We start from the raw sequence: 21,612 nt of genomic DNA on the forward strand, positions 1-21,612 counted from the left end.
CACGAGAGGCTTTCAACAATGACTAAATTTAACAAGCAAAAGTGGCTGAAGGTAATCAAGTTTGCTGTAGTGGGGGTTGCCACCTGGCTCAATCCTCAAGCAAGTCTGTTGTTGCTGTTGCTCGAACTCTGCTTTCTGGTCTTGATTGTGTTACGAGAGGGCGACAGTCAACCAAAACCATTAAGCGAGGCGCAGCAAACGTTTTTGTGGCGGTTATTTCTTCATATTTTGGGAGCATTGCAAACAGATGAGGCGTGAAGGGCGATCGCGTTGTTTCCAAACCGCTATCGCGGGCGGTCTGAAGGCACCATGGTTTCAAAAAAATCGGTCGGAACTATCGCCATGCATCTATCGTCTACAAATTGTCTAGCAGCACTTTTGATAGGAGGGCATCATGCAAGTACTCAATCGATGGCAGGTAGGTTCAGCGTGGGTGGTCATGGCAGGCATCACAGCAGGGGCGATCGCGCCATTCACCTTGTCCCCTGTGGCAGTTGCAAATCCAGCCCCTTATACCGTTGCTCAGCTTTTCCCCTCTGCTCAGCCTCCTGGTGTTGTCATTCCGGCGGGCGCAAGAATTCCAGTCCGCTATCTGGGCAACGATAAATTTGTTGTGCCCCCCACAGAATCTAAGCTGTTGAGCTTGTCGGTGGCTAAAAATATCCGCGCTACCAATGGTGAGTTACTCATTCCCGCAGGCAGCGAGGTCAGAGGTCAGTTTGTGCCGGTCAATGGAGGAGCACAGTTCCTTGCAGATAGCCTGGTTTTGCCAAATGGTAGCCGCGTTGCAATCAGTGCCAATTCTGAGCTGGTGACTACGAGGGATGTGCAAGGCAATGGCATTAATGGTAATGCAATTTTGAAGGGGGCTGGCATTGGTGGTGCCGGGGCTACGGCGGTTTCAGCGATCGCGGGCAGACGCAAAGTCACGGTGGGCAAAGTGTTGCTGGGTGCCGGATTAGGTGCCGCAGGTGGCTTGCTCCTGGGACAAAAACCTACGACTGATTCCATTGCGCTAAAGCCAAACACTGATCTAACGCTGACCCTCAATTCGCGCCTTGCCCTTGCCCCCGGCTATTCTAGCTATCAACCTTCCAACTATCCCCGCTATTGAGCTACAAAACTCTCAACACGCTAGCAACGCTGTTAACGGATGTCATGGCGCGAATTTCAGTTAGTGCCTGATGGAAATTGCCTTCGCGCACATTATGGGTCACCACAACAATTTCGGCAGATTCGCCGCGAACATCCGTTTGCACCACCGATTCCAGGCTGACGTTGTGATCCCCAAAGCAGGTGCCCAACTTGCCAATTACGCCGGGAGTATCGTTGGTGGAAAACCGAGCATAGAACCGGGTGGTTAACTCATCCATCGGGGCGATCGCGCAATAGTGTTGATGTGAACAGGCTAGCAGCGGATCAAGCAACGCCTTGCCATCCAGTGGCATTTGGCTACCACGACCCACTTTCAAAATTGCCGCGATATTCAAAATATCTGACACGACTGCGCTGGCGGTAGGACCGGCACCCGCACCCGGACCAAAAAACATCACCTGCCCAATCGGGTCACCTTCAACCAAAATCGCGTTGTTCACCTGATTAACGCTGGCAAGCGGATGAACTTTGGGGATCAGCGTCGGATGCACTCGCACTTGTAGTTGTTCAGGATCGGTGGCGACTTGAGGATTGCGTTTGGCGACTGCCAGCAGTTTAATCACAAATCCTAGCTTGTCGGCATAGGCAATATCCGCGGCGCTCACTTGGCGAATGCCTTCACAATGCACTTCTGGTAATTTGATCCGTCCGCCAAACGCCAAGGATGCCAAAATGGCGATTTTATCTGCGGCATCCAATCCATCCACATCGGCGGTGGGGTCAGCTTCGGCATAGCCCAATTGCTGAGCATCTGCCAAAATATCGGCAAAGTCACCGCCTTCGGTTTGCATCCGCGTCAGGATGTAGTTTGTGGTGCCGTTAACAATGCCCATGACCGTATGGATGCGGTTGGCGCAGAGGGATTGTTTGAGTGGCTCAATCACGGGAATGCCACCGCCTACCGCTGCTTCCAGCAATACATAGACTCCCGCTTTTGTCGCCGCAGTAAAAATTTCATCGCCAAACCGGGCGATCGCGGCTTTGTTCGCCGTCACCACATGCTTTCCGTGGGCAATCGCGGTCAGCATGAGCGATCGCGCAGGCTCTAATCCACCAATCACTTCCACCACAATATCCACCGCCGGATCGGTAACGATACTTTCCAGATCCGTGGTGAAGCGATCGGCTGGCAAATCCACAGGGCGCGACTTATCGAGCGATCTCACTCCCACTCGATAGAGTTCCAACTCTTGCACTAATGGATGACGCTGCGCTGGATCAAGCAGAATTTGCGCCGTTCCCGTCCCCACTGTTCCCAACCCCAACAAACCAATTTTGAATCCCACGGTCGGCTTATCCTGAATCGCTTCTCTCATCAATTTTAGCTGGTAGATGGAAAGCTCCACGTCCTTCCCATCCTCAGGTGAACGTCAGGACAAAAAACGACCGAACGAATCTACTATTTTTGCGGAGAATATTGTGGAATCTATTGCAGTGACAGCCTTTTCAAAACTTCCGAGGTGGATTATCCCCCCGGTATCAAAGAGCCGATCTGCTGATTGTCCGAGTTGTAAACCGCCATCGGCACCCCAGAGTTTGTGCATACGGTTTGCAGAGCCGTTCGCAGTGACGCAAGATGGCTATCGATTTTATATAGGGTTTCAGCATCGCCTGCAAAGCTGCTGAGTCCACCTAACGTGCGAACCCGGCGCTCGTAGCTGGGGCTAAAGCGTACATCAATTACGGCATTGGTAATGGTGTAATCGCAAATTTTGCCTTCTGCGGTGCAAATTCTCTCCAAGTCTGAGCGGACACGCGCTACACTTTCAGCCTGCTTCAGCGATCCGGTATAGGTTGCCGCCAAGGTTTGTGCTTGGTCTACTAATGAGGTGCCATCGGGAATTTGTTTGGCGGCTGCTAAGGCTGCTTGCCATGCGGTGACGGCTTGCGCCCACTGATTTTGCTGCTGCAAGGCTTTGGCACGTTGGGCGGCGCTCTGGGCTTGGGCGTAGACTTTGGCGGCTTGCTGTTCTTTAGTTGCGCGATCGCTCACTGCTCGCAGCTTTTGAGTATACCCTTCCATTAACTGCTGCGCTTCAGCTTGGCTCGTGGTGCCCTTGGGAACTTGGGTCAAGTTGTTGATCGCCACCTGCCAGGTAGATTGCGCCAACTGCCACTCCGGTAGTTGCTGAGCCGTGTTTTGTCGAGCTTCTGCCAGCCCTGCGGTTTTTTTGGCGGTGTTTAATCGCTGCTGGGCATCTTGTTCCGCTTTAATTCGCTGATCGGCAAACAGTAGGTTCGCCCGATAAGCAATCAATCGTTCCTGGGCAAAACCAAATAGTGGGCTATCTTTGGGAACGGTTGCCATCTGGGCGATCGCGTCTTTCCACAGCGTTTGAGTTGTTTGCCACTCTGCGATCGGCTGAGCCGCCGCTTCTGCCTTCTGCGTTGCCGACGCTGCTTTCGTTTCTGCCGCCAATACTTGACTTAAGCGTTGCTTAAACGCTTGAGCTTCCCCGTAATAGCTAGACCAGGGCGGAATTGCGCCAGCCAATCGCTGGGCTTCCAATAAGTCTGCTGTAGACTGCTGAAACGATCCGCCTGAGCGAACCGTTTGAGCCGATCGCTGAACCAACGTTTGAGCTTGTTGCAACGATGGGCAACCTCCAACCACACAGGGGCGAGTCAGCGCAAACACGCTGCTGCCCACTAACACCGCCGTTACTACCCCCCCAGCGCTCAACCAAAACCAGGGAGGCAGGGTTAACCGTCGGGGCTTTAACCCCTGTGTTTCCCTCGCATCGTAGTCAGGTAAAGGCCTGCTATCTTCTAGGGCAAATTCTTCCTTATACACCGCCAGTCTGCCCGACTCATCAGAGCTCTCTGCGGTCGATTCCGGCTCAGCCGCAACTGGGGCTTCGTCCACCACAGGGGTAGTTGCAAATGAGGTTGTTGCAGATTCGGATGATCTAAAGAGCGCCTCTGGGTCAAATTGAAATAGCGCGGGTACTAGCTCAATCGTATGGTGGGCATAGGGCTTTGGTTGCCCCAAGACCCGCAAAAACAACTTGACCTTGGCCCCCTGTGCCTCGACGATGGGCGCAGTCAACTCATTCGGCAACTCTAAAATGGAGCGCTCCAGCGTTTCAAACACTTGCTGTGGACTGGGGGCATTCCCCGGCGGATGCTGCACCAGCACCATTAAGCTATCCTTCAGCGCACATTGAACTTGTAATGGAATCGACGGCGATCGCGGCTGTAACTGCTCTTGCAGTTTCTGCGCTATTTGCTTCAACCTATCTTGCTGTGCCACAGCGTTCATGAAACACTCTAACTAAATCAGTGGTTTCTATCGTAATCGCCTAATCCGTTCTAGTCACTGCTTGTTAACAGACCCGTCACAGAATCGTTATCTATTCACGGCAAAATGTAATGCAGTGGCTAAGGGGCAGAAGTCAGAAACCAGAAGCCAAGATGACGAAAATTTAGAACTCAAAACTAGAACTCAAAACTTTACACCCCATACTTTCGCACCCCGCATCCACTTTTATGGAAATTCTAATTGTTGAAGACGAGCCTGAAATTGCCCAATTAATCCAGCTTTATTTAGAAAAAGAGGGATTTAGCTGTCGCGTTTGTCGAGATGGAATGAATGCGCTGCAAGTGTTTCAAGAGCAAAAGCCAGACTTGATCATTCTAGACTTGATGATTCCAGGGTTAGATGGGTTAGAAGTATGCGCCCGTATTCGCCAAAAACCGGGCACAAAAGACCCGTACATTTTGATGTTGACGGCGCGCGGGGAAGAACTCGATCGCATTATTGGCTTATCCACTGGGGCTGATGATTATATGGTCAAGCCCTTTAGCCCTAAGGAGTTAGTGGCACGAGTGCGGGCGTTGCTGCGGCGAACCTTGCGCCAAGGCGGACAAACGGAGTCTTATCGAACTTCGCATTTTATGGTGGATGTGGATCAGAGATCGGCACAGCGCAGCTTAGAAGGTGGTTTAGAACCATTGGATTTGACCACTCTGGAATTTGATTTGCTGTCTACCTTCATGAGCTATCCGGGGCGCGTGTGGAACCGCACTCAATTGATTGATAAGCTGTGGGGCAGCGACTTTTTTGGGGATGAGCGCGTGGTGGATACGCACATCGCCCGTCTCCGAAAAAAGATTGAACCCGATCCGGCAAATCCCACCTTTGTCAAAACGGTGATTGGTGTTGGCTATAAATTTGAAGATGGTGCGTCCTAAATCTATGGCTAAACCGATGGCTAAACTCGGACTGCGATCGCGTTTATTTTTGTCCCATCTTGTCGTCATGATTGTGGGCTTAAGCACCCTAGTTGCAGTGGGTAAGCTCTATTCTCCGCGCTTATTTATAGTGCAACTGGAGAATATGCAAATTGGCGGCGGAGTTAACCTGGTGCGAGTGCGGCAAAAATTAGTAAATGGCTTTGAAGCCGCCTGGAGCAAAGGAGCCTTTTGGTCGGTACTCGTGGGAGCTTCGTCAGCTGGAGGATTGAGCTATCTGGTTGCCAAACGCATCACACAGCCGCTGATTCAAATGGAGCAAGTGACCCAGAAAATCGCCGCTGGTAAATTGGAAGAACGCCTGCCCGACAGCGAAATTCCTGAGTTGAGCCGTTTAGCACTCAGCTTTAACCAGATGGCGGCAAATCTAGAGGGCGTAGAGCAGCGCCGTCGAGACTTGGTGGGCGACCTCACCCACGAACTGCGCACGCCGCTCACGGTATTGGAAGGCTACTTGGAAGGTCTGGCAGATGGCACGATCGACCCCACGGTGGATATGTATCAGCGTCTTGCCAAGGAAACTGCGCGATTGCGCCGCTTAGTCAACGCCCTGCAAGAACTGTCTCAAGCAGAAGCCGGATACTTACCCATTCAAACTGAAAGGCTAAATCTCCGCCCACTCCTCATGGCGATGGTCGAAAAATTTTCTGATCAACTGCTCGATGAGGGTCCCACGCTGACGCTGGATTGCTCCGATCAACTTCTCTTTGTCAAAGCCGACCCAGAGCGGGTAGAGCAAATCCTGGTGAATTTGCTGGGAAATGCTTTGCGATATACGCAGGAAGGGTTTATTACGGTGCGTGCCTGGAGCGAGGCAAAAAAGGTTTGGGTGGCGGTGGAAGATACAGGATTGGGCATTGCAGAAGATGATTTAACTCATGTGTTTGAGCGATTTTGGCGGGCAGATCGATCTCGCGATCGCGCTTCTGGCGGCAGCGGTATTGGGCTAGCCATCTCAAAACGGCTAGTTGAACTGCAAAGTGGCACGATTGAAGCAACCAGTCAACTCGGCAAAGGCAGCATCTTCCGATTCTCACTACCGATCGCGTAAAAAGATCGACGAGTAGCGATTAACATTTGCTTTTTTCGTACTCCATTTTATTGATGGGGAAAGTTCTGTTGCAAAAACGCTTCTGCCTCGGCGCGATCGCAAATTTCTCCATCTAACGTGGCATTGGTGAGTGCCTCTAAAATTGACTTAAACTGACTGCCGGGTTTGTAACCTAGTGCTTTTAGCGCCTTGCCATTTAACGGCGGTTTGACCAACGCCCAGTCACTTAAATAGCACCAAATCATTTTCCTCAGGGCGCGAGTTCTTCGGAAGTCCCCGCCTACGCTACGAATTGCCACGAGCATCAGCATCGGCAAATCATAATCCTTTAGCACTTTCACAATTTGACTGGGCAGCGAACAGTTGGATACTGCGATTGAGATATTCACTTCAGTCGCCGCCAAACTTTGTAGGCGATCGCTCGTTTCCACTGGAAGCTGAAGTCCCGCCACACGCTCTCCTCGATGCTCAGGCGGCAAGTGAGCTAAAAGAATTTCTAGCCGAAAAAGCCACACAGGTAAAGGATTGAGATTCCATATTCTTCCAGCGGCTTGCCCTCGCCGCAGTTGTCGCCACAGGCTAACATCAGCTTTCAGGCTGGGATGAATGCAAGTCAGCGCACCCAAGTCGGCTAGACGATGCAGGGCGGGTAACCAATAAGGAGCTTGCAAAACATATTTCAGTTCTGATCTTAGGCGAGTTTGCAGCGCAGGGGTGGTATGGCGAAAATGGGGATTGGCAGGATCTCGAACGTTCTGAAAGATGCCACTGGCGATCGCGTAGCGAATCAACTGCTCCGTTTGGGGTTCGATTGTAAAGCCCAGTCGTATGGCAAAACGAACGGCTCGATAGATGCGGGTTGGGTCTTCAATGAAACTGTTGGCATGAAGCACCCGAACTTGCTTGGTTTGCAAATCTAACGTACCCCAAAAAAAATCTAGCAAATTTTCGCCTCTCGACTGAGTCAAGCAAATTGCCAGCGCATTAATTGTGAAATCACGTCGATATAGATCTTGCTGGATAGAACCCGCTTCTACTACAGGATTAGCTGCCGGATAGGGATAAACCTCCGTGCGGGCAGTGGCAATATCCACACCCAAACATTTGAAAACTAGATCATCTTGCCACAGCAGCGCCGCCGTTTGAAACTTGTGATGAATCTCCAATCGTGCCTGCGGATATTGAGCTTGGAGCGATCGCGCCAATTCCACTCCTGCACCTGCATCAGCAGGCTGATCAACGCCATCCACTACCAAATCAATATCTTCAATCAACAGATTGTCAAAATTGTTCTGTGAATTAAGCAGTAAATCTCGCACGGCCCCGCCCACCAAAAAAAGCTGCCACCCCCGCTCCTTTGCCTGATTTGCAGCAACCGTCAATAGTTGACACAGAGCCGAATCCAAGCGCGATTGCAGGAAAGAGAGAAAATGCGGGTCACCCGCGTAGTGATGCCCCTCGCTTCGTGCCGCGAACAGACTCGGTAGCGCTGGCGCGATTTCACCGACTGCATACTGAACTGTCATGTGTCCCGTAACGGCCGCATGACTAAAGCCATAGTGAGCCGCGATCTCCAAATCGCGGCGAGAGATCGATCCCACGCGATCGCCTGATTGATCCAGGATGACTAGATCAGACAGCTCAGAGTGCGACAGAATTTCCTGTGCCTCAGCGATCGTGGTTTCAGAACGAACGGTGGGATCAGGCGCAGACATCGAGCTGTGAGCAATTTCAGGCTGAGAGAGTGGGTCAGAGTTAGACATGTAAGCTGGAGCAGAAAGAGTTAAAGCGTAGATTGGAAAAGTAATAACCGGAACCAACTAAGAACTAAAATATCCGGTTTTAACCTCTCATTATTCCGGCACCTGCTACCCGACTCACACCGGATACCGATTCATCTGATATTCTGGGTCATTTTTTTGATAGGTTAGTGATTAACCCTACTTGCCTGTTTATTGCCGTATCGGAGCCGCAACCATGACAATCATTTTTCAGCTTGCACTGGCAGCATTGGTTCTCTTGTCTTTTGTGATGATTATTGGTACACCTGTTGCCTTAGCAACTCCCCAAAACTGGGATCAATCTAGACGGGTGATCTTTTTGGGATCGGGCGTTTGGGCAGTCTTGGTGATTGTGGTTGGCATTCTTAACTACCTGGTTATTTAAACAAAGCGCGATCGCGTTTGTTTGAGAGCTTGACCCTTAATAAGACGACCTTTGATAAAAATATTCAAAACCCGTGAGCCTTATAATAATGAGGATCACGGGTTTTTTATGCCGGAGCAGCGATGGCAGTTTTTGAAGGAACATTTACTCAAACAGATTCTCTTCGTTTTGCGATCGTCATCGGTCGCTTTAACGATCTAGTCACCACTAAACTGCTGGAGGGCTGTCAAGATTGCCTCAAACGGCATGGCGTGAATGTTGATCCCCAAGGACCGCAAGTAGATTATGCCTGGGTTCCGGGCAGCTTTGAAGTGCCGCTTGTAGCACGACAGCTAGCCCTCAGCGATCGCTATGATGCCATCATTTGCTTGGGAGCCATTATCCGGGGACAAACGCCTCACTTTGACTATGTGGCAGCAGAAGTCTCCAAAGGGATCGCAGCCGTAGGGTTTCAAACTGGTGTTCCCGTAGTATTTGGAGTGTTGACCACGGATACCCTTCAGCAGGCGCTAGAAAGAGCAGGCATCAAGAGCAATTTGGGCTGGAACTATGCCATGAGCGCTTTAGAAATGGCAAGCCTGATGAAACAGATGAAAAGCGTGCCATCCAAAGATAATGGCACTAATCATTTAACAGCGGGCACAGCGGTAACTCTACCAGGCAATGCCCTGAAAAGTGCTTCTCCTGAGCCAACCGTGGGCTAGTGACCTGTCGATTAATCCGAGAGGTGAGAGATGAAGCGGCAAAGAAATAGATGCTTCGTTCCTTTACCTCTCAATTATGGGGTGACACTCCGCTAGGTCGATGATTTATTTTGCTAAGCGTTGATAGGCTGTAGCTAGAGCCGTAGCATCGCCCACGTTTCCTGGAAACAGCACGATGGGCAAGTTAGGAAACTGAGCATGGTCGGCGGCAGTTCGCACCATGGAAACACCGGGTAGCACCTGACCCAACAGCCACGCCGTTCTAAGGTCTAGCCCGGTGCTCAGAGTGTCGTTAGAAGTGATGCCGCCTTTGCTAATTAAGAAACCAATCTCATTTGGCAAGTTTCGCACCACATCCATTAGCAATCCAGAAACCGCCTCGCCAAAATCTAATCGGGTTTGGGGATCGTCAAAGGTGAGTTCTTCCCGACTGGTATAGACCACTGAGGTTTTGCCATCTGCATAAATCTCGTTTGTCTTGCTCAAAATTTCGGCTAGAAGTTGCGATCGCGCCGCTGCTCTATCCGGTGCCAACAGCTGCCCTACTTCCACCTCTATCCCAACAATTCCGGGCTGTTCTAGTAACTGCTGGAGTTGTTCGGTCGTTTTTTGAACGTGAGAACCCACAATCACTGCACCGGGTTTGCCGTTACGCACATATTGCACCATCGCTTCAGGGGCGATCGCTTGGGGCGGCAACGCCGCCAGCGCCGTCAGCAAACTGGCAGCACTCCGAAACAAAAAACGTTTTCCTTGAGCCGCCGCCGCAAAAATGTCATCTGCAAATCGATTCAAATCCGCTTGCGTCTCTGCATCCACCACACAGCACTGGTTATCGTGCAGATTTAGCAACCGATCCGATACGCCCTGATGAATTTCTGTTAATAGAAAGCGCTCCACCTGATCGGCTTGAATACGTCCTTCGGTCTTTTCTGCTACGTAGTCAGGAAGGTAACTGTGGCTGTAGCTGAATACAGAATCGTGGGCAAACTCGGTTTCGTGAACAGGAGTCTCTACGCCATTCATCTGCAAAAAATGAACGCTATCGCGGGTGAAGCGTCCTCCTTCAAAAAAGGCTGGAATTAGAAAGTGAGCATCGAAAGCACCCAGTTCTGAAGCGATGACATCGGTTTCAAGTGGATAATGTCCTCGCAGTGTGGAGTCTGAGCGGCTAACTACCAAAAAATCTTTGATGTTTTCCAGCGCGATCGCTTGCTTCAAGTTTTGGCAGACTTCCTGGGTAACGGCAGCCGCTTTCTCAGGAGTCAGCGATCGCGTGTTCGTCAGCACAAAAAATATTGGGGCTTTGTCTCTTAATCCAAGGCCCAGCGTTTCCACATCCCACTGCATCAACAGCAGGCAGCTATGCACCGTTTGGGAACCTGTAGGGTCATCATCTAAAACAATAATCTTGGGGCGGGTCATTTTTTGTTAAAGCGGCTGAAGTTGGGTTGCTATGACCATTATCGAACCAGCCGGGTGCTCTTTTTCTTTGAGTGATACAACTTTTGCTGCGATCTTGTCTCACAAACTCTTAGTAAATGGATCAGCGGAGATTGTTGAGGCGTTCGTTGAGCCGCTGGATTTCTTGAGTTAAGTCTTGCTGTTTCTGCAAAATGCTTGTGAACTCGGATTGAGGCGAGGCATTGATTTTGAGCAGATCAACCTGCTGATTCAATTTGTTTAAGCAGGCTGCCATGCCAGCGGCAAACTCGTAGCGGGTCAACGCCTGATCGCCGCGAAAAGTCCGATCTGGATAGCCAATTAAACAGTCCAGTTGAGATGGGAGATCGCTGGAAACGGAGCCAGACTGCGCTATTGCAGTTGAGGGAAGAGAGAAAATAGTGGTCGTGGCGATCGCAACCACTGTACAAGTAACCCCAAGAATCTGCATTGTTACTTCACGGTTTCTATTTCGATGACTATAGCGTAGCGAAACACAGAATTACTTGAAATCAATCTTCAAGCCTCTAGACGTTCAGCCACATCCTAAGGTACAGTTTAAGACTGTGAGTTTTTGATCAGCCAGACTTATGCTGCACGCCCAAGAAATTATCCGCTCGATTGAAGCGGAACAAATGAAATCGGATCTGCCAATCATTTATGTTGGCGATACCGTTAAAGTCGGTGTGATTATTCAAGAAGGTGGCAAAGAGCGCACTCAGCCCTATGAAGGTGTTGTCATCGCTAAACGGGGATCTGGCATCAACCAAAATCTTACCGTTCGTAAGATCTTTCAAGGGATCGGAGTAGAGCGGGTTTTCTTAATCCATTCTCCCCAGATTGAAAGCATCAAAGTTTTACGTCGCGGTAAGGCTCGTCGTGCCAAACTTTACTACCTACGCGATCGTATTGGTAAGGCAACTCGCCTGAAACAGCGGTTTGACAGAGCTTTGTAAACGTTTTGCAATTAGCTTTCAGCCCTTAGTCTTCATTTAGAACGAGTGACTGAAAGCTGATTTTTCGATGCTAAGCTAGACATGTTAATAGTGTATTTATACACTTTTGCTTTTGCGCTCTTAGTTCAGTTGGTAGAACGCAGGTCTCCAAAACCTGATGTCTGGGGTTCAAGTCCTCAAGGGCGCGCTTTTAGATTAGGCAATTGAAGCTTAAAACTCTGCAGTGGAGAATCTTCGGCTTTGTTGAGATTCATGGGTGTACCTGATTGTGCTTGGGTGCGCCTAAATGATTCTCCAAATCTAGTCAGGATTTAAGCAAGGTTTTGTTATGGATAAAACGATTGATTCAACACCAAAGTTTTGCGGTCTTCTACAATTTGGTGGTACTCCAAACTTTTTCATGCTTCAACAACTATGAGTGATCGTTCATTGTTTTCCCGGCTCAAGTTGCCCTTAACTCGCAGACAACTTGTTACAGCCACTCTCACATCTGGTTTTGCTCTTGCGGTTCAGCCTATTCTGGCTAAAACGATTCAGACTAGTACTGAGGGATTGATTGCCGGAGCAGTGCAAATTCCGGTGGCAAGTGGAACTATTCCTGCTTATCGAGCCATGCCTGCCAAAGGCAGTTCCTTTCCCATCGTTTTGGTGATTCAAGAAATTTTTGGCGTGCATGAACATCTACAGGATGTTTGCCGCCGCTTTGCCAAACTGGGTTATCTCGCGATCGCCCCTGAACTGTTTATTCGCCAGGGTGATGTTTCCAAACTCAGCAGCGTTGATCAGATTCGCCCAATCGTTGCCAAAGTTCCAGATACTCAGGTGCTATCCGATCTCGATGCTACGGTGACCTGGGCAAAGCAGATGAGCAAAGGCGATACCGCTCGTTTAGGCATTACTGGATTTTGCTGGGGTGGACGCATTACCTGGCTTTACACGGCTCACAATCCGCAAGTGAAAGCAGGAGTTGCCTGGTATGGGCGCTTGGTGGGCGATCGCACTCCGCTTCAGCCTCAGTACCCGCTTGATCTAGCGTCTTTGATCAAAGCCCCTGTCCTTGGACTTTATGGTGGTCAAGATACGGGCATTCCCGTCTCTACGGTAGAGCAGATGCAATCGGCATTTAAAGAGGTTTCTGCGCCGTCTCAGATTGTTGTTTACCCGGAAGCTCCCCATGCGTTCTTTGCAGACTATCGCCCCAGCTACCGTCAGCAACCCGCAGATGACGGTTGGAAACGCTTGCAAGCTTGGTTCAAGCAGTATGGCGTGGCTTAAGCGTTAGGAACGAAAATTAGGTCGAGCTTCTCCTCATTTAATTTTTAGCCCACACCTTGATCGCTTGCGCATCTAAAATCAACCCTCCCCCTTTTTTTGGAGATCTACAAAGTCCCGATCAAGGCGATCGCACTCACTCTTCGCTATCAATCTCGCTATCTAGCTGTAAAAACTGGTCAACAGTGAGTTGCAATTCAGGAAAAACTGGAGAGATGATGCGATCGCAGGCATCAGCATTCAATCTACTTACTGCATTTTCAATTCGATCTCTTGCTGTCAACATCAACATGGGCAGTAAGTATTCTATGAGCGCAATTGTTGACATAGCTCAATACCCGTTATTTCAGGCAACAGACAATTGACAATCTTGATCGTATACTCAACAACTTAGCTCATACAGCGACTCTTGATAGAGTCGCATGTCTATACATTCCAACCCTCAACACTTGGAAATTACAAGGATTTATTATTTCCCTGCTGGAGCAGAATGGTTCATTCCTGGCATAGAGGTCTGGCTATCACCCGTCTTCTTTTCCATCATTTTCTTGCAGCAACAGCCACTCATTTGCTCCGTTTGAGGCGCAGGTTTCTGAGTTTGAGCAACTGGTTTTTGATTGTCTTGAGCAAAAGCGCTGTCCACTATGACCATTGAGATGGAAAGTAGGGCGATCGCGCCAGCCGCAACTTTAATTCCGGGCAATTTGTTCATCTTTACTCCTAGTTGAATCATCAAACAGACTGGAAACTGGTTTTTAGAACAGCCTCATCTTCAGATTAAGGCAAATGATGAAATCAAGACGGCATTTGACTAATGGTGCGAACAATCCAAATAGTCAGGATGATGCGTTGAAAGTCATCAACCAGCGTCGGGTGATCGCCCGTTGAATGATGGAACTCAGCATGGGATTTAGGCTTTATACGGAATTGAGTAGGGGAGTATCATTTAGCAAGATGAAAAAGGTACTCTGTCCATGCCTCGACCCCGCACTCAAATTAGCCCTCATCTAGACTACGCAGATCTAACTCAGCGGTATGTTCAGTGCCAAGATGCTGGCGAGAAAAACCGTTGGTTGGTGATTCGATTGCTCAGTCATCCAAAGACTCCGATGAGCATCGAACAAACCGCTGAGATTTGTGGACTCAGTTGTAGTGGAGTGCGGAAAATTGCCCGTCGCTACAACGCCGAGGGTGCGGTCGGACTAGTCAATCGGCAACGCTTGAACCCTGGGGGCAATCGGTTGGCTTTAAGTGATGAACAGCAACGGCTATTGCGGCAACGCTTACAGAGTGCCCCGGATGATGGCGGACTCTGGAGTGGACCGAAAGTTGGGGAGTATATCGAAACCTACTTTGGCATTTGCTTACACCCCTCAACAGCCTGGAAGTATCTACGACGTTTGGGGTTGAGCTTGCAGGTGCCGCGTCCGGTGCATCATCAAAGCGCAACCCTTGAGCAGCAAGCAGAGTTCAAAGCAGGATTAGCAGGTCATGTGGCGTGGTTGCGCTCGTTGTTTCCCAATCGGGAGATTGTAATTTGGGCGGAAGACGAAGCTCGATTAGGCTTGCAACCCATTGTCAGGCGGGTTTGGGCACCCATAGGAGAACGCCCATCAGCGCATCATTCTCGCCGCTATCAATGGGTCTACACCTATGGTTTTGTCCATCCTGCCACTGGAGCGAGCTACTTCCTTTTATTGCCCCGTGCCAATGTCTCCATGATGCAGATGGCGTTAGAGCTATTTGCGGCTCAGGTCAATCCCCATCGTCAGCAGTTGATCATTCTATTGGTTGATCAGGCCGCGTGGCATATGATACCAATTTAAACAGTATTCAAGGCAGATAGGGCATCCAGGATAAAGGAATAACCTGTGAGAGAAGCAATTACTTGTGGTGTTAACTCAGCCAGGAGTTGATCGATTTTGACTTGTAGTTGGTCGAGCGTTTTGAACGCAGCCCACTTCAAACTTGCCTTGAGATGTTCCCACAACCTCTCAATAGGATTTAGCTCAGGGCAGTAAGGCGGTTGGAATAACAAGATGATGTTCTCTGGCACCACCAACGCTTTACCCTTGTGAAACCGCCCGTTATCCACTTGCAAGACGTTCAGACTATCCGGATAAGCGTTGGAAAATTCATTCAAGAATCGTTGATAACACTCGGTATCAACATGAGAAAATTGCAGAAAAAAGGACTCTCCCGTGGCAGGTTCAACCGCCCCGTAGAGCCAGAACGCTTTGAACAACCACTGCCACTGCCCAATCGGTTTGATGCCACACGCCGTGATCAATCGTCCCATCAGAGTATGCAGTCCAAAACGACTCTCATCCTGAGCAAAATAGCGAATGGGACGTTCATCCTGCCCCCGGTGGCGAGCATACTGACTCAGCAAGCTGAGGTCGCCCTTGAGGTTTGCTTAAAAGCAGATCGCTGTTCACTATCCTGCTGGCAATTTTGAGGACGAGCAACCTTTAGCTTGGCTTTGAGCCGATAGCGGGTCATTTGGTAGACCGCGTGATACTCCGCTTCTACTCCCAAGGTTTCTGCCAACCACTGTTGTACTGCTCCATAACTTTGAAAGCCGTGTCTCTGTCGTAACCGCTTTGCCAAAGCATCCTCTGCCCATTGGGGTATCACTCGCACTCCCCCCGGCGATTTCTTGATTTCTAGCATCGCCCCCACTCCTCCAGTGCGATACATCAATAGCCAGCTTTGCACCGTGTTTCGATGTTTCCCGACCGCTTTGGCAATCGCACTAATGCTCGGCGCATTCTCTTGTTTCAACCAGTAGAGCACTTGCAATCGTTCTTTAGCGCTTGGCGTTTCGGCTTGCCGCAACTGTTGAGCTAAGTCATCCAAACTTTCTTTCACGTCTATTGACGTTACACCTGCCATGACTAGACTCTCCAAACAACTCCGCTCAGTCTAGTCCATTTGCCGCTTACTCAATTTAAATTGGTATGAGCCAAAAACTTCAGGTGCCCCCCGGCATTTTCTTCTACCCGCTATTGCCCTATACCCCCCAACTGCAACCCACTGAATGTGTCTGGTCTTTGCTGCGCGAAGCAATCGCTAATCAAGTGTTTGACAATCTTGATGCTTTAGAGGATGTCTTAGTCAAGCGGTGCCAATGGTTGATGCAGCATCCTGTGATAGTTCAAGGCAAAGTGGGCTTTGATTGGATTCAAGCAATTTAATCTGGTCAAAAAGTACTGCCTTCCGCAATTCCGTATTAGTAGCAGTAACAATCATGAATTCCCACGCTAATCCAAATCGAATCTTGGTTGCAGCCTGAATAGTCAGTTGAGCAGTAGAGAAAAAACTATGAAATTCTGACTGCGTATAACACTGTCTGTAGCCTGGATCCGTTAACTTCAAGACGGCATCATATAAACGACATAGGAGATAGTCTTTGCACCAATCTAGGATCACTACTTTTCCACCGGGCTTGATCACTCGTTTCATCTCCGCTAGTGCATCTACCGGTTGATCAAAATAATGAAAAGAACTTGCACAAACTACGATATCAAACTGTTCATTGGCTGAGGGAAGTTCCGTCGCGCTTCCTTGTTCAAACCTAACAGAAGAGCAGTGATGCAGCTTTTGACGAGCGATCGCTAGCATTTCTGTTGAAATATCAACCCCTAACATGTGCTGATTTGGGTTATCTTGCAACAGCAATCGCTCAAACTCACCTGTTCCACAAGCTATATCTAAAACGGTTGCTTCTGGAGGAATATTTGCCCACTGTTTTGTAAAATTCAGCGTATTTTCAATGTATGTTTTCCAACGCTGATCATAGATTTTGGCAAGCTGGTCATATTGTTGTTGAACGACAAATTCAACCATGTCGTTTTCTCAAATCGATAAAAATGAATATGCCCCGCATAGATGGCTCCTCCAATTGATTGGGCTGAACTTAACACGGCATCAGATAATTCCATCAATGTAGACAATCTCTAATCAAAGTGGTTCTCATGGCGGGTTAGAAGCTTCAAGAACGCTTGATGTTTGCAGGTAAGACATCTGTGCAGGGCTTTCCCTGACAGGGATTGACCCCCACAACAACGTGAGCCAGAGGTGCGACCTTAAACCTCAAGACTTTGTAATTGTCGGGTGCTTTTGGATAATGGGTCACCAGTGAAATCGTTGCAGCTACGTGATGTGATTCCAACCAACCACAGATGTAAATCGACAACACGATATGAACTCTCGGAACCTACTGCTTATACCAGGCTTGTTTCCACTGCTGCATTTGCTTGATTTCAGCAGTTTGAGAGGCAATGATTTCTTGAGCTAACTTCTGACTTTCAGGACGCTTCGATTTACTTGAGGCATCCTGCCCCATCACTACTGCACCCTCATGATGCGGAATCATAGCGTTGAGAAAGCGTAGATCAAACTGGTCATCAGCCTTCCCTAAATCCATGCTCATCATCATGCTTTTCTTTTGTTCTTCGGACATCGACATGGAGTGTCCCATTTCTGTATGCCATGCCATTGGGGTAGCGCCCATGTTGGGATACCAGGCTTTTCGCCACTGTTTCATCTGGGTAATTTCTTTGTCTTGAGCCTGAAGGATACCAGTTGCTAGTTTTTTGATTTCTGGGCGCTTTGATTTCTGGAGCGCTTCCTGTGCCATCACGATCGCACCCTGATGATAAGGAGTCATGCCATCAATAAAGCGCAAGTCAAACTCGGCATTAGCAGGTCCCAGATCCATGCCGTGGTTCATACCGCCCATCTTGCTGTGATCCATGCCCTGCATCGATCCAGCGTTGGTTGCAGAGGGATTTGGTGAGACTTGGTTTTGAGCCGAAGTTGAGCAGGCGTTTATCAGATTACTGGTCGCGATCGCCCCTAGCACAAGAGCCAAAAAACCTGTTTTTGCGAAGAATTTGCGTGACATACGTTTATCGTGGCTGAAGATAAAGAATGGAAGAGGATAACGCTACTATTCTGAATGCTCCAGCTAACTGGAGAGTCAATTGAAGAATAAATCAATGCCAAATGACAACATCACTATTCAGTAGAAGTCTTGGTATTTACAGCTTATTTCCGGCACTTCAGAGCCTGGGTCAATGAAGCGTATATGCCGAAAAGCCAACTATGAAAAGGTTACAGCTTTTTATACAGGTTTACTTTAGCTAGAGTGACACGAGAGAGATAAGGCAATATTTTCAAGGTACGACGACATCCAAACCTCGCATAGTGGGCAGTTGAACGGTAAAAATTGTTTTATCGTGACTACTCTCAACGCCAATCGTGCCGTGCATCTGCTCCACCAATTTTTGCACTAACGCCAAACCCAAGCCTGTGCCTCCCTGCTTCCAAATATCTGTTTGAGTTGCTCGATAAAACTTTTCAAAAATGTGAGGCAAATCCATTGCAGGAATTGTCGCTTGATTACTAACGACTAAAACAACCGTCGTGGCTAACGCTGTTGCCTCCTTGAGCGACCAAATGTCTAAACTGATTTCGCCTCCTTTCGGTGTGTATTTACAGGCGTTATTTAGTAGCTCGACAATGATCCGTTCCAATCCTGTACAGTCGATTGTGATTGACAAGTCTGAGGTTGGCAACTCAATCTGAAGCTGTTGTTGATGGGTTTGCACGCGAGATCGAAAGGGTTCAATCACCTGAAACACCCAGTCTCGCAAAACAATCGTTTGATGCACAGGGCTGTAGGACATGGCATCCAAGCGTTGGAGATCCAGCAAGTCGTTAATTAAGGATGCTTCCCGAAGGCACTGCGATCGCAGGATTTCTAGATAGTGTTCGCGGCGCTCCAGCGTAGAGCTTGTTTTGAGCAGTTCGATTGCCATTCGCATATTCGCGATCGGTGTCCGGAGTTCATGCGAAACGGTGCTTAAGAATTCGTCCTTAACCTGATTCAGTTTTTCTAACTCGTGTAACTGCTGCTGAATCTGCATCTCTGCCTGTTTCCGCTGCCAGAATTGACTGATTTGACTGCCAATATCCAGCATCACTAGCAGGAAGTCATCATCCGGCTGGCGCGACGTCGGACTAAAAAATTCCATAATGCCGACTGCTTCGCCCTGGTTCAAAATGGGAAAGGCAATGGCTGTTTGCAGATGTTCCTGGATGGCAATAACGGCCCGCGGAAAGTTAGCATCCAGCATAATATTCGGAATCCAGGCAGGCTGCTTGGTTAACCACACTCGCCCTGGTAGACCTTCGCCAAGCGCCAGTAAGGTTGTCCGACTCAGCGCATCAAAATTTGGGTAATCGACAGCCGGATGATGCCAGCTCATCTGCCAGCGCAAAGATTGAGACTGAGGATCGGGCTGCCAAAGGTTTCCTAACTCCCAGCCATCTCCCTGACAAATGGCTTGCAGAATCCTCGGAATTGCTTCCTCTAATGTGACTGCTTGCGCTAACGTGCGTGTCACAGAAAATTGGATGGCTCGGCGCTGCTCCAGTTGATGACGCGCCGTCACATCTCGAATCACCAGCACTGCGCTGATTTGTTGTCCCTTGAATTCAATTTGCGTTGAGGAAATATCGAGCAAAAAGCGCTGAGTCGCCTGGTTGAATTCATAGATATTGGTCTGATTGGCTTGCCCAGTTAAGGCTTGATTCAGGGGATGCTGTTCTAAAGAAACTGCCTGTCCCTGTTGATGCAACGGCAGAAGGTCGAGGAGGTTGGCTCCCAGCACGTCAAACCGTTGCCGCTCTATCAGTTGGTCAAAGGTGGCATTCGACCATTGAATTCTGCCATCTTCTCCAGTCCAGACGATCGCTTCACTAATCGCACCCAGAGCAACCTCCATTTTGCCTAACGTTGCCTGAAGCTCATGGATGAGGCCAATTAAATTATCTGTCATGGCTGCTCCTTAGGCGCTCAGGCTGGGCAAGGGGCAAGGGGCCGGAGAAGCGCGCCAAAGAACCACTGTCCGTCTTTATGCTCTGCGGTGATGAAATGTTCAGAAAGGATTTCTTGTCCATCTTTCGTAACAGCCATCAACTCAAGTGGATGATTGAGCACCGTAGGACGTTCCGTCATGGCAAAACGAGAAAAGCCGAGATTATGGGAATCGTGATACAGCATGGGAATCAGGACTGCTAAGGGCTGTCCAATGATGTCTTGGGCTGACCAACCAAAAGTGACTTCAAAGGAGGCATTGATATAAATGATGAACCCAAACTGGTTCGTAATGACAGCAGGAAGTGCCGTTTCGCTCCTAATCTCGTCAATGGTTTTCATGGTCGTTTCCGTAAGGTTTTGTTGAGTCTCAAAATAGTGTTGACCATTAGATAAATAGAATTAAAGAGTAGTTTTATTTTGACTGACTTTCAAAACACAAATTTATTTCTTAGACGAACTTAATCGATTGGTAGTGCCTGGTGTCACGCTATGGCAACGGTGCTCAAGGCGAATGTTGTTGAAACGAACGTAGAATCCGGCTGGACGGAGATGGGTCATTTGGTTGGAGACACTGCGATCGATTTTTGTCGCGATCGCACTGGAATCTCCAGCACAAACTCTGCTCCCTGCTCTGGTGAGGAAACACATTTCAAATTACCAGCATGTCTCTCAGTGATAATCTGGTAACTAATTGACAAACCTAGACCCGTGCCTCTGCCCACAGGTTTCGTGGTAAAAAAGGGGTCAAATAACTTTTGCTGCACTGGCTCTGGAATACCCGGACCATTATCAGCAATGCGAATGCGGATGCGATCGGAGTTTAAAACTTCCGTACAAATGGTGATTTTCGGTGCCGGATTTTGGGTTGCTTCAATGCTCTCCTCCAGTGCATCGATCGCATTTGCCAACAAATTCATAAACACCTGATTTAGCTGTCCGGCATAACACTCCACCTCAGGCAATTCACTGTAGTTTTTGACGACCGCGATCTTGGGGCGATCCGGCTTTGCCTTCAGTCGGTTTTGCAAAATCATCAGCGTACTATCGATGCCTTCGTGGATGTTGACTTCCTTTACCTCAGCCTCGTCCATGCGCGAAAAGCTACGCAGAGACAGCACAATCTTCTGAATGCGTTCAGCCCCTACTTTCATAGAGGTTAAAAGCTTGGGCAAATCTTCTATGAGAAAGTCGAGATCAATTGCCTCTGCTTTTGCCTGAATCGCCGCAACGGGCTGAGGATAGTGGTTTTGATACAGTGCTAACAGGGTGGTCAGATCTTGAATATAATCGCCAGCGTGGGAGAGATTGCCATAGATAAAGTTAACGGGGTTGTTAATTTCATGGGCTACGCCTGCGACGAGTTGCCCCAAGCTGGACATCTTCTCAGCCTGCACAATCTGAGCCTGATTTTGCCGCAGTTGTTTGAGGGTTTCGCTAAACTGTCGCGTTTGCGCCGCAGAGGCATCGATTAAAGCCTGTTGCTGAGCTTGCGTTTCCTCTAGTTTTTCCTCAAGCTGTTGGCGTGCAGCCTCGACCTGTTGGTAGTCGGCATGAGCATTTTGCAGTTCAATTTCAGCGGTGGTCAGTCTGGCCGTGAGATCATGGCAAAGCGCTTGCCAGCATTCCTGCTGTCCTTCAGTCATCAGCAGGCAGGTCGTTATGTCCATTGGCACCATGTTCTATGCCTCGATCTAAAAATTTGTTTAGTTTATGTTTGAGCGA

At 49.0% G+C, this 21,612-nt stretch carries 23 protein-coding genes, 1 tRNA gene and 1 pseudogene; 11 read left to right on the forward strand and 14 right to left on the reverse strand.

Going from position 1 to position 21,612, the window contains the following annotated elements:
- The first annotated feature begins 18 nt into the window (after positions 1-18).
- Positions 19-258, forward strand: coding sequence for a hypothetical protein (locus JOY44_RS11960; RefSeq protein WP_171573988.1), 240 nt, complete (start codon positions 19-21; stop codon positions 256-258).
- Between the two features lie 136 nt (positions 259-394).
- Positions 395-1,114, forward strand: a complete 720-nt coding sequence (locus tag JOY44_RS11965; RefSeq protein WP_171573989.1) for a hypothetical protein — start codon at positions 395-397, stop codon at positions 1,112-1,114.
- Between the two features lies 1 nt (position 1,115).
- Here the strand turns inward: JOY44_RS11965 and JOY44_RS11970 are convergent, their stop codons facing one another.
- Positions 1,116-2,471 (reverse strand): homoserine dehydrogenase, encoded by a 1,356-nt coding sequence (locus tag JOY44_RS11970; RefSeq protein WP_197985224.1) that lies wholly within the window; start codon positions 2,469-2,471, stop codon positions 1,116-1,118.
- A gap of 149 nt (positions 2,472-2,620) precedes the next feature.
- On the reverse strand, positions 2,621-4,417 hold the full coding sequence (locus JOY44_RS11975) for a hypothetical protein (protein ID WP_171573990.1): 1,797 nt from the start codon (positions 4,415-4,417) through the stop codon (positions 2,621-2,623).
- A 227-nt stretch (positions 4,418-4,644) separates the two neighbouring features.
- Between JOY44_RS11975 and JOY44_RS11980 the strand changes: the two genes are divergently transcribed.
- Both JOY44_RS11980 and JOY44_RS11985 read left to right on the forward strand, forming a co-directional pair.
- Entirely contained in the window at positions 4,645-5,349 is a 705-nt protein-coding gene (locus JOY44_RS11980; protein WP_171573991.1) for a response regulator transcription factor, read from the forward strand.
- Positions 5,350-5,353: 4 nt separating this feature from the next.
- Positions 5,354-6,460, forward strand: a complete 1,107-nt coding sequence (locus JOY44_RS11985) for a sensor histidine kinase (RefSeq protein ID WP_245404921.1) — start codon at positions 5,354-5,356, stop codon at positions 6,458-6,460.
- A gap of 47 nt (positions 6,461-6,507) precedes the next feature.
- Here the strand turns inward: JOY44_RS11985 and JOY44_RS11990 are convergent, their stop codons facing one another.
- On the reverse strand, positions 6,508-8,223 hold the full coding sequence (locus tag JOY44_RS11990) for a hypothetical protein (protein ID WP_171573992.1): 1,716 nt from the start codon (positions 8,221-8,223) through the stop codon (positions 6,508-6,510).
- Positions 8,224-8,437: 214 nt separating this feature from the next.
- Between JOY44_RS11990 and psbZ the strand changes: the two genes are divergently transcribed.
- Together psbZ and ribH are read left to right on the forward strand one after the other, a co-directional pair.
- Positions 8,438-8,626, forward strand: a complete 189-nt coding sequence (psbZ, locus tag JOY44_RS11995) for a photosystem II reaction center protein PsbZ (protein WP_171573993.1) — start codon at positions 8,438-8,440, stop codon at positions 8,624-8,626.
- 122 nt (positions 8,627-8,748) lie between these two features.
- A complete protein-coding gene (gene ribH / locus JOY44_RS12000; protein WP_171573994.1) occupies positions 8,749-9,330 on the forward strand; it encodes a 6,7-dimethyl-8-ribityllumazine synthase in 582 nt (193 codons plus the stop codon).
- Positions 9,331-9,435: 105 nt separating this feature from the next.
- On the opposite strand, the gene JOY44_RS12005 is transcribed toward ribH, so the two are convergent.
- Positions 9,436-10,755, reverse strand: coding sequence for a four-carbon acid sugar kinase family protein (locus tag JOY44_RS12005; protein ID WP_171573995.1), 1,320 nt, complete (start codon positions 10,753-10,755; stop codon positions 9,436-9,438).
- A 121-nt stretch (positions 10,756-10,876) separates the two neighbouring features.
- On the reverse strand, positions 10,877-11,224 hold the full coding sequence (locus JOY44_RS32825; protein ID WP_171573996.1) for an S-layer homology domain-containing protein: 348 nt from the start codon (positions 11,222-11,224) through the stop codon (positions 10,877-10,879).
- A gap of 139 nt (positions 11,225-11,363) precedes the next feature.
- Here JOY44_RS32825 and rplS point away from each other — a divergent pair, with 139 nt between their 5' ends.
- The 3 genes from rplS (at position 11,364) to JOY44_RS12025 (ending at position 13,004) form a co-directional block, all read left to right on the forward strand.
- Entirely contained in the window at positions 11,364-11,729 is a 366-nt protein-coding gene (gene rplS, locus JOY44_RS12015) for a 50S ribosomal protein L19 (RefSeq protein WP_171573997.1), read from the forward strand.
- Positions 11,730-11,843: 114 nt separating this feature from the next.
- Positions 11,844-11,916: transfer RNA gene (locus JOY44_RS12020), tRNA-Trp, on the forward strand.
- Positions 11,917-12,143: 227 nt separating this feature from the next.
- The gene (locus tag JOY44_RS12025; RefSeq protein WP_171573998.1) at positions 12,144-13,004 is read left to right on the forward strand and encodes a dienelactone hydrolase family protein; all 861 of its coding nucleotides are present in this window, start codon (positions 12,144-12,146) and stop codon (positions 13,002-13,004) included.
- A gap of 133 nt (positions 13,005-13,137) precedes the next feature.
- On the opposite strand, the gene JOY44_RS12030 is transcribed toward JOY44_RS12025, so the two are convergent.
- Both JOY44_RS12030 and JOY44_RS12035 read right to left on the reverse strand, forming a co-directional pair.
- Positions 13,138-13,329: a hypothetical protein gene (locus JOY44_RS12030; protein ID WP_171573999.1), complete on the reverse strand. Its 192-nt coding sequence runs from the start codon at positions 13,327-13,329 to the stop codon at positions 13,138-13,140.
- A gap of 141 nt (positions 13,330-13,470) precedes the next feature.
- Positions 13,471-13,713 carry a hypothetical protein gene (locus JOY44_RS12035; protein ID WP_171574000.1) on the reverse strand — a complete coding sequence of 81 codons (243 nt, stop codon included), beginning with the start codon at positions 13,711-13,713 and terminating at the stop codon, positions 13,471-13,473.
- A gap of 262 nt (positions 13,714-13,975) precedes the next feature.
- Here JOY44_RS12035 and JOY44_RS12040 point away from each other — a divergent pair, with 262 nt between their 5' ends.
- Positions 13,976-14,827, forward strand: a complete 852-nt coding sequence (locus JOY44_RS12040; RefSeq protein WP_171574001.1) for an IS630 family transposase — start codon at positions 13,976-13,978, stop codon at positions 14,825-14,827.
- Here JOY44_RS12040 and JOY44_RS12045 read toward each other — a convergent pair.
- Entirely contained in the window at positions 14,824-15,393 is a 570-nt protein-coding gene (locus JOY44_RS12045; protein WP_171572047.1) for an IS630 family transposase, read from the reverse strand. The genes JOY44_RS12040 and JOY44_RS12045 overlap by 4 nt on opposite strands.
- Positions 15,387-15,896 (reverse strand): helix-turn-helix domain-containing protein, encoded by a 510-nt coding sequence (locus tag JOY44_RS12050; RefSeq protein WP_171573305.1) that lies wholly within the window; start codon positions 15,894-15,896, stop codon positions 15,387-15,389. The genes JOY44_RS12045 and JOY44_RS12050 overlap by 7 nt, the downstream gene beginning before the upstream one ends.
- A gap of 68 nt (positions 15,897-15,964) precedes the next feature.
- On the opposite strand from JOY44_RS12050, the pseudogene JOY44_RS12055 reads away from it, so the two are divergent.
- A pseudogene (locus JOY44_RS12055) lies at positions 15,965-16,198 on the forward strand (IS630 family transposase); the annotation flags it as partial.
- Here JOY44_RS12055 and JOY44_RS12060 read toward each other — a convergent pair.
- The 5 genes from JOY44_RS12060 to JOY44_RS12080 form a co-directional block, all read right to left on the reverse strand.
- A complete protein-coding gene (locus JOY44_RS12060; protein WP_171574002.1) occupies positions 16,119-16,850 on the reverse strand; it encodes a class I SAM-dependent methyltransferase in 732 nt (243 codons plus the stop codon). The pseudogene JOY44_RS12055 and the gene JOY44_RS12060 sit on opposite strands and share 80 nt — an antisense overlap.
- Positions 16,851-17,220: 370 nt before the next feature.
- Entirely contained in the window at positions 17,221-17,910 is a 690-nt protein-coding gene (locus JOY44_RS12065) for a DUF305 domain-containing protein (protein ID WP_171574003.1), read from the reverse strand.
- Positions 17,911-18,181: 271 nt separating this feature from the next.
- The gene (locus tag JOY44_RS12070) at positions 18,182-19,849 is read right to left on the reverse strand and encodes a sensor histidine kinase (RefSeq protein ID WP_171574004.1); all 1,668 of its coding nucleotides are present in this window, start codon (positions 19,847-19,849) and stop codon (positions 18,182-18,184) included.
- A gap of 17 nt (positions 19,850-19,866) precedes the next feature.
- Positions 19,867-20,229: a PAS domain S-box protein gene (locus tag JOY44_RS12075; protein WP_171574005.1), complete on the reverse strand. Its 363-nt coding sequence runs from the start codon at positions 20,227-20,229 to the stop codon at positions 19,867-19,869.
- A 215-nt stretch (positions 20,230-20,444) separates the two neighbouring features.
- Entirely contained in the window at positions 20,445-21,566 is a 1,122-nt protein-coding gene (locus JOY44_RS12080; RefSeq protein ID WP_171574006.1) for a sensor histidine kinase, read from the reverse strand.
- Positions 21,567-21,612 lie beyond the last annotated feature (46 nt).

The sequence above is a fragment of the Leptolyngbya sp. Cla-17 genome (assembly GCF_016807185.1).
In the GTDB taxonomy this organism is placed as follows: domain Bacteria; phylum Cyanobacteriota; class Cyanobacteriia; order Leptolyngbyales; family Leptolyngbyaceae; genus ULC077BIN1.

What these genes read in the sequence shown, in the direction of transcription:
- JOY44_RS11985 (WP_245404921.1), top strand. Translation starts at nt 5,354, where the DNA reads ATGGCTAAACCGATGGCTAAACTCGGACTGCGATCGCGTTTATTTTTG.
- JOY44_RS12025 (WP_171573998.1), top strand. Translation starts at nt 12,144, where the DNA reads ATGAGTGATCGTTCATTGTTTTCCCGGCTCAAGTTGCCCTTAACTCGC.
- JOY44_RS12060 (WP_171574002.1), bottom strand. Translation starts at nt 16,850, where the DNA reads ATGGTTGAATTTGTCGTTCAACAACAATATGACCAGCTTGCCAAAATC.
- JOY44_RS11990 (WP_171573992.1), bottom strand. Translation starts at nt 8,223, where the DNA reads ATGTCTAACTCTGACCCACTCTCTCAGCCTGAAATTGCTCACAGCTCG.
- JOY44_RS32825 (WP_171573996.1), bottom strand. Translation starts at nt 11,224, where the DNA reads ATGCAGATTCTTGGGGTTACTTGTACAGTGGTTGCGATCGCCACGACC.
- ribH (WP_171573994.1), top strand. Translation starts at nt 8,749, where the DNA reads ATGGCAGTTTTTGAAGGAACATTTACTCAAACAGATTCTCTTCGTTTT.
- JOY44_RS12005 (WP_171573995.1), bottom strand. Translation starts at nt 10,755, where the DNA reads ATGACCCGCCCCAAGATTATTGTTTTAGATGATGACCCTACAGGTTCC.
- JOY44_RS11975 (WP_171573990.1), bottom strand. Translation starts at nt 4,417, where the DNA reads ATGAACGCTGTGGCACAGCAAGATAGGTTGAAGCAAATAGCGCAGAAA.
- JOY44_RS12050 (WP_171573305.1), bottom strand. Translation starts at nt 15,896, where the DNA reads ATGGCAGGTGTAACGTCAATAGACGTGAAAGAAAGTTTGGATGACTTA.
- JOY44_RS12040 (WP_171574001.1), top strand. Translation starts at nt 13,976, where the DNA reads ATGCCTCGACCCCGCACTCAAATTAGCCCTCATCTAGACTACGCAGAT.
- JOY44_RS12030 (WP_171573999.1), bottom strand. Translation starts at nt 13,329, where the DNA reads ATGTCAACAATTGCGCTCATAGAATACTTACTGCCCATGTTGATGTTG.
- JOY44_RS12080 (WP_171574006.1), bottom strand. Translation starts at nt 21,566, where the DNA reads ATGGTGCCAATGGACATAACGACCTGCCTGCTGATGACTGAAGGACAG.
- psbZ (WP_171573993.1), top strand. Translation starts at nt 8,438, where the DNA reads ATGACAATCATTTTTCAGCTTGCACTGGCAGCATTGGTTCTCTTGTCT.
- JOY44_RS11980 (WP_171573991.1), top strand. Translation starts at nt 4,645, where the DNA reads ATGGAAATTCTAATTGTTGAAGACGAGCCTGAAATTGCCCAATTAATC.
- JOY44_RS11960 (WP_171573988.1), top strand. Translation starts at nt 19, where the DNA reads ATGACTAAATTTAACAAGCAAAAGTGGCTGAAGGTAATCAAGTTTGCT.
- JOY44_RS12075 (WP_171574005.1), bottom strand. Translation starts at nt 20,229, where the DNA reads ATGAAAACCATTGACGAGATTAGGAGCGAAACGGCACTTCCTGCTGTC.
- JOY44_RS12070 (WP_171574004.1), bottom strand. Translation starts at nt 19,849, where the DNA reads ATGACAGATAATTTAATTGGCCTCATCCATGAGCTTCAGGCAACGTTA.
- rplS (WP_171573997.1), top strand. Translation starts at nt 11,364, where the DNA reads ATGCTGCACGCCCAAGAAATTATCCGCTCGATTGAAGCGGAACAAATG.
- JOY44_RS12065 (WP_171574003.1), bottom strand. Translation starts at nt 17,910, where the DNA reads ATGTCACGCAAATTCTTCGCAAAAACAGGTTTTTTGGCTCTTGTGCTA.
- JOY44_RS11970 (WP_197985224.1), bottom strand. Translation starts at nt 2,471, where the DNA reads ATGAGAGAAGCGATTCAGGATAAGCCGACCGTGGGATTCAAAATTGGT.
- JOY44_RS11965 (WP_171573989.1), top strand. Translation starts at nt 395, where the DNA reads ATGCAAGTACTCAATCGATGGCAGGTAGGTTCAGCGTGGGTGGTCATG.
- JOY44_RS12035 (WP_171574000.1), bottom strand. Translation starts at nt 13,713, where the DNA reads ATGAACAAATTGCCCGGAATTAAAGTTGCGGCTGGCGCGATCGCCCTA.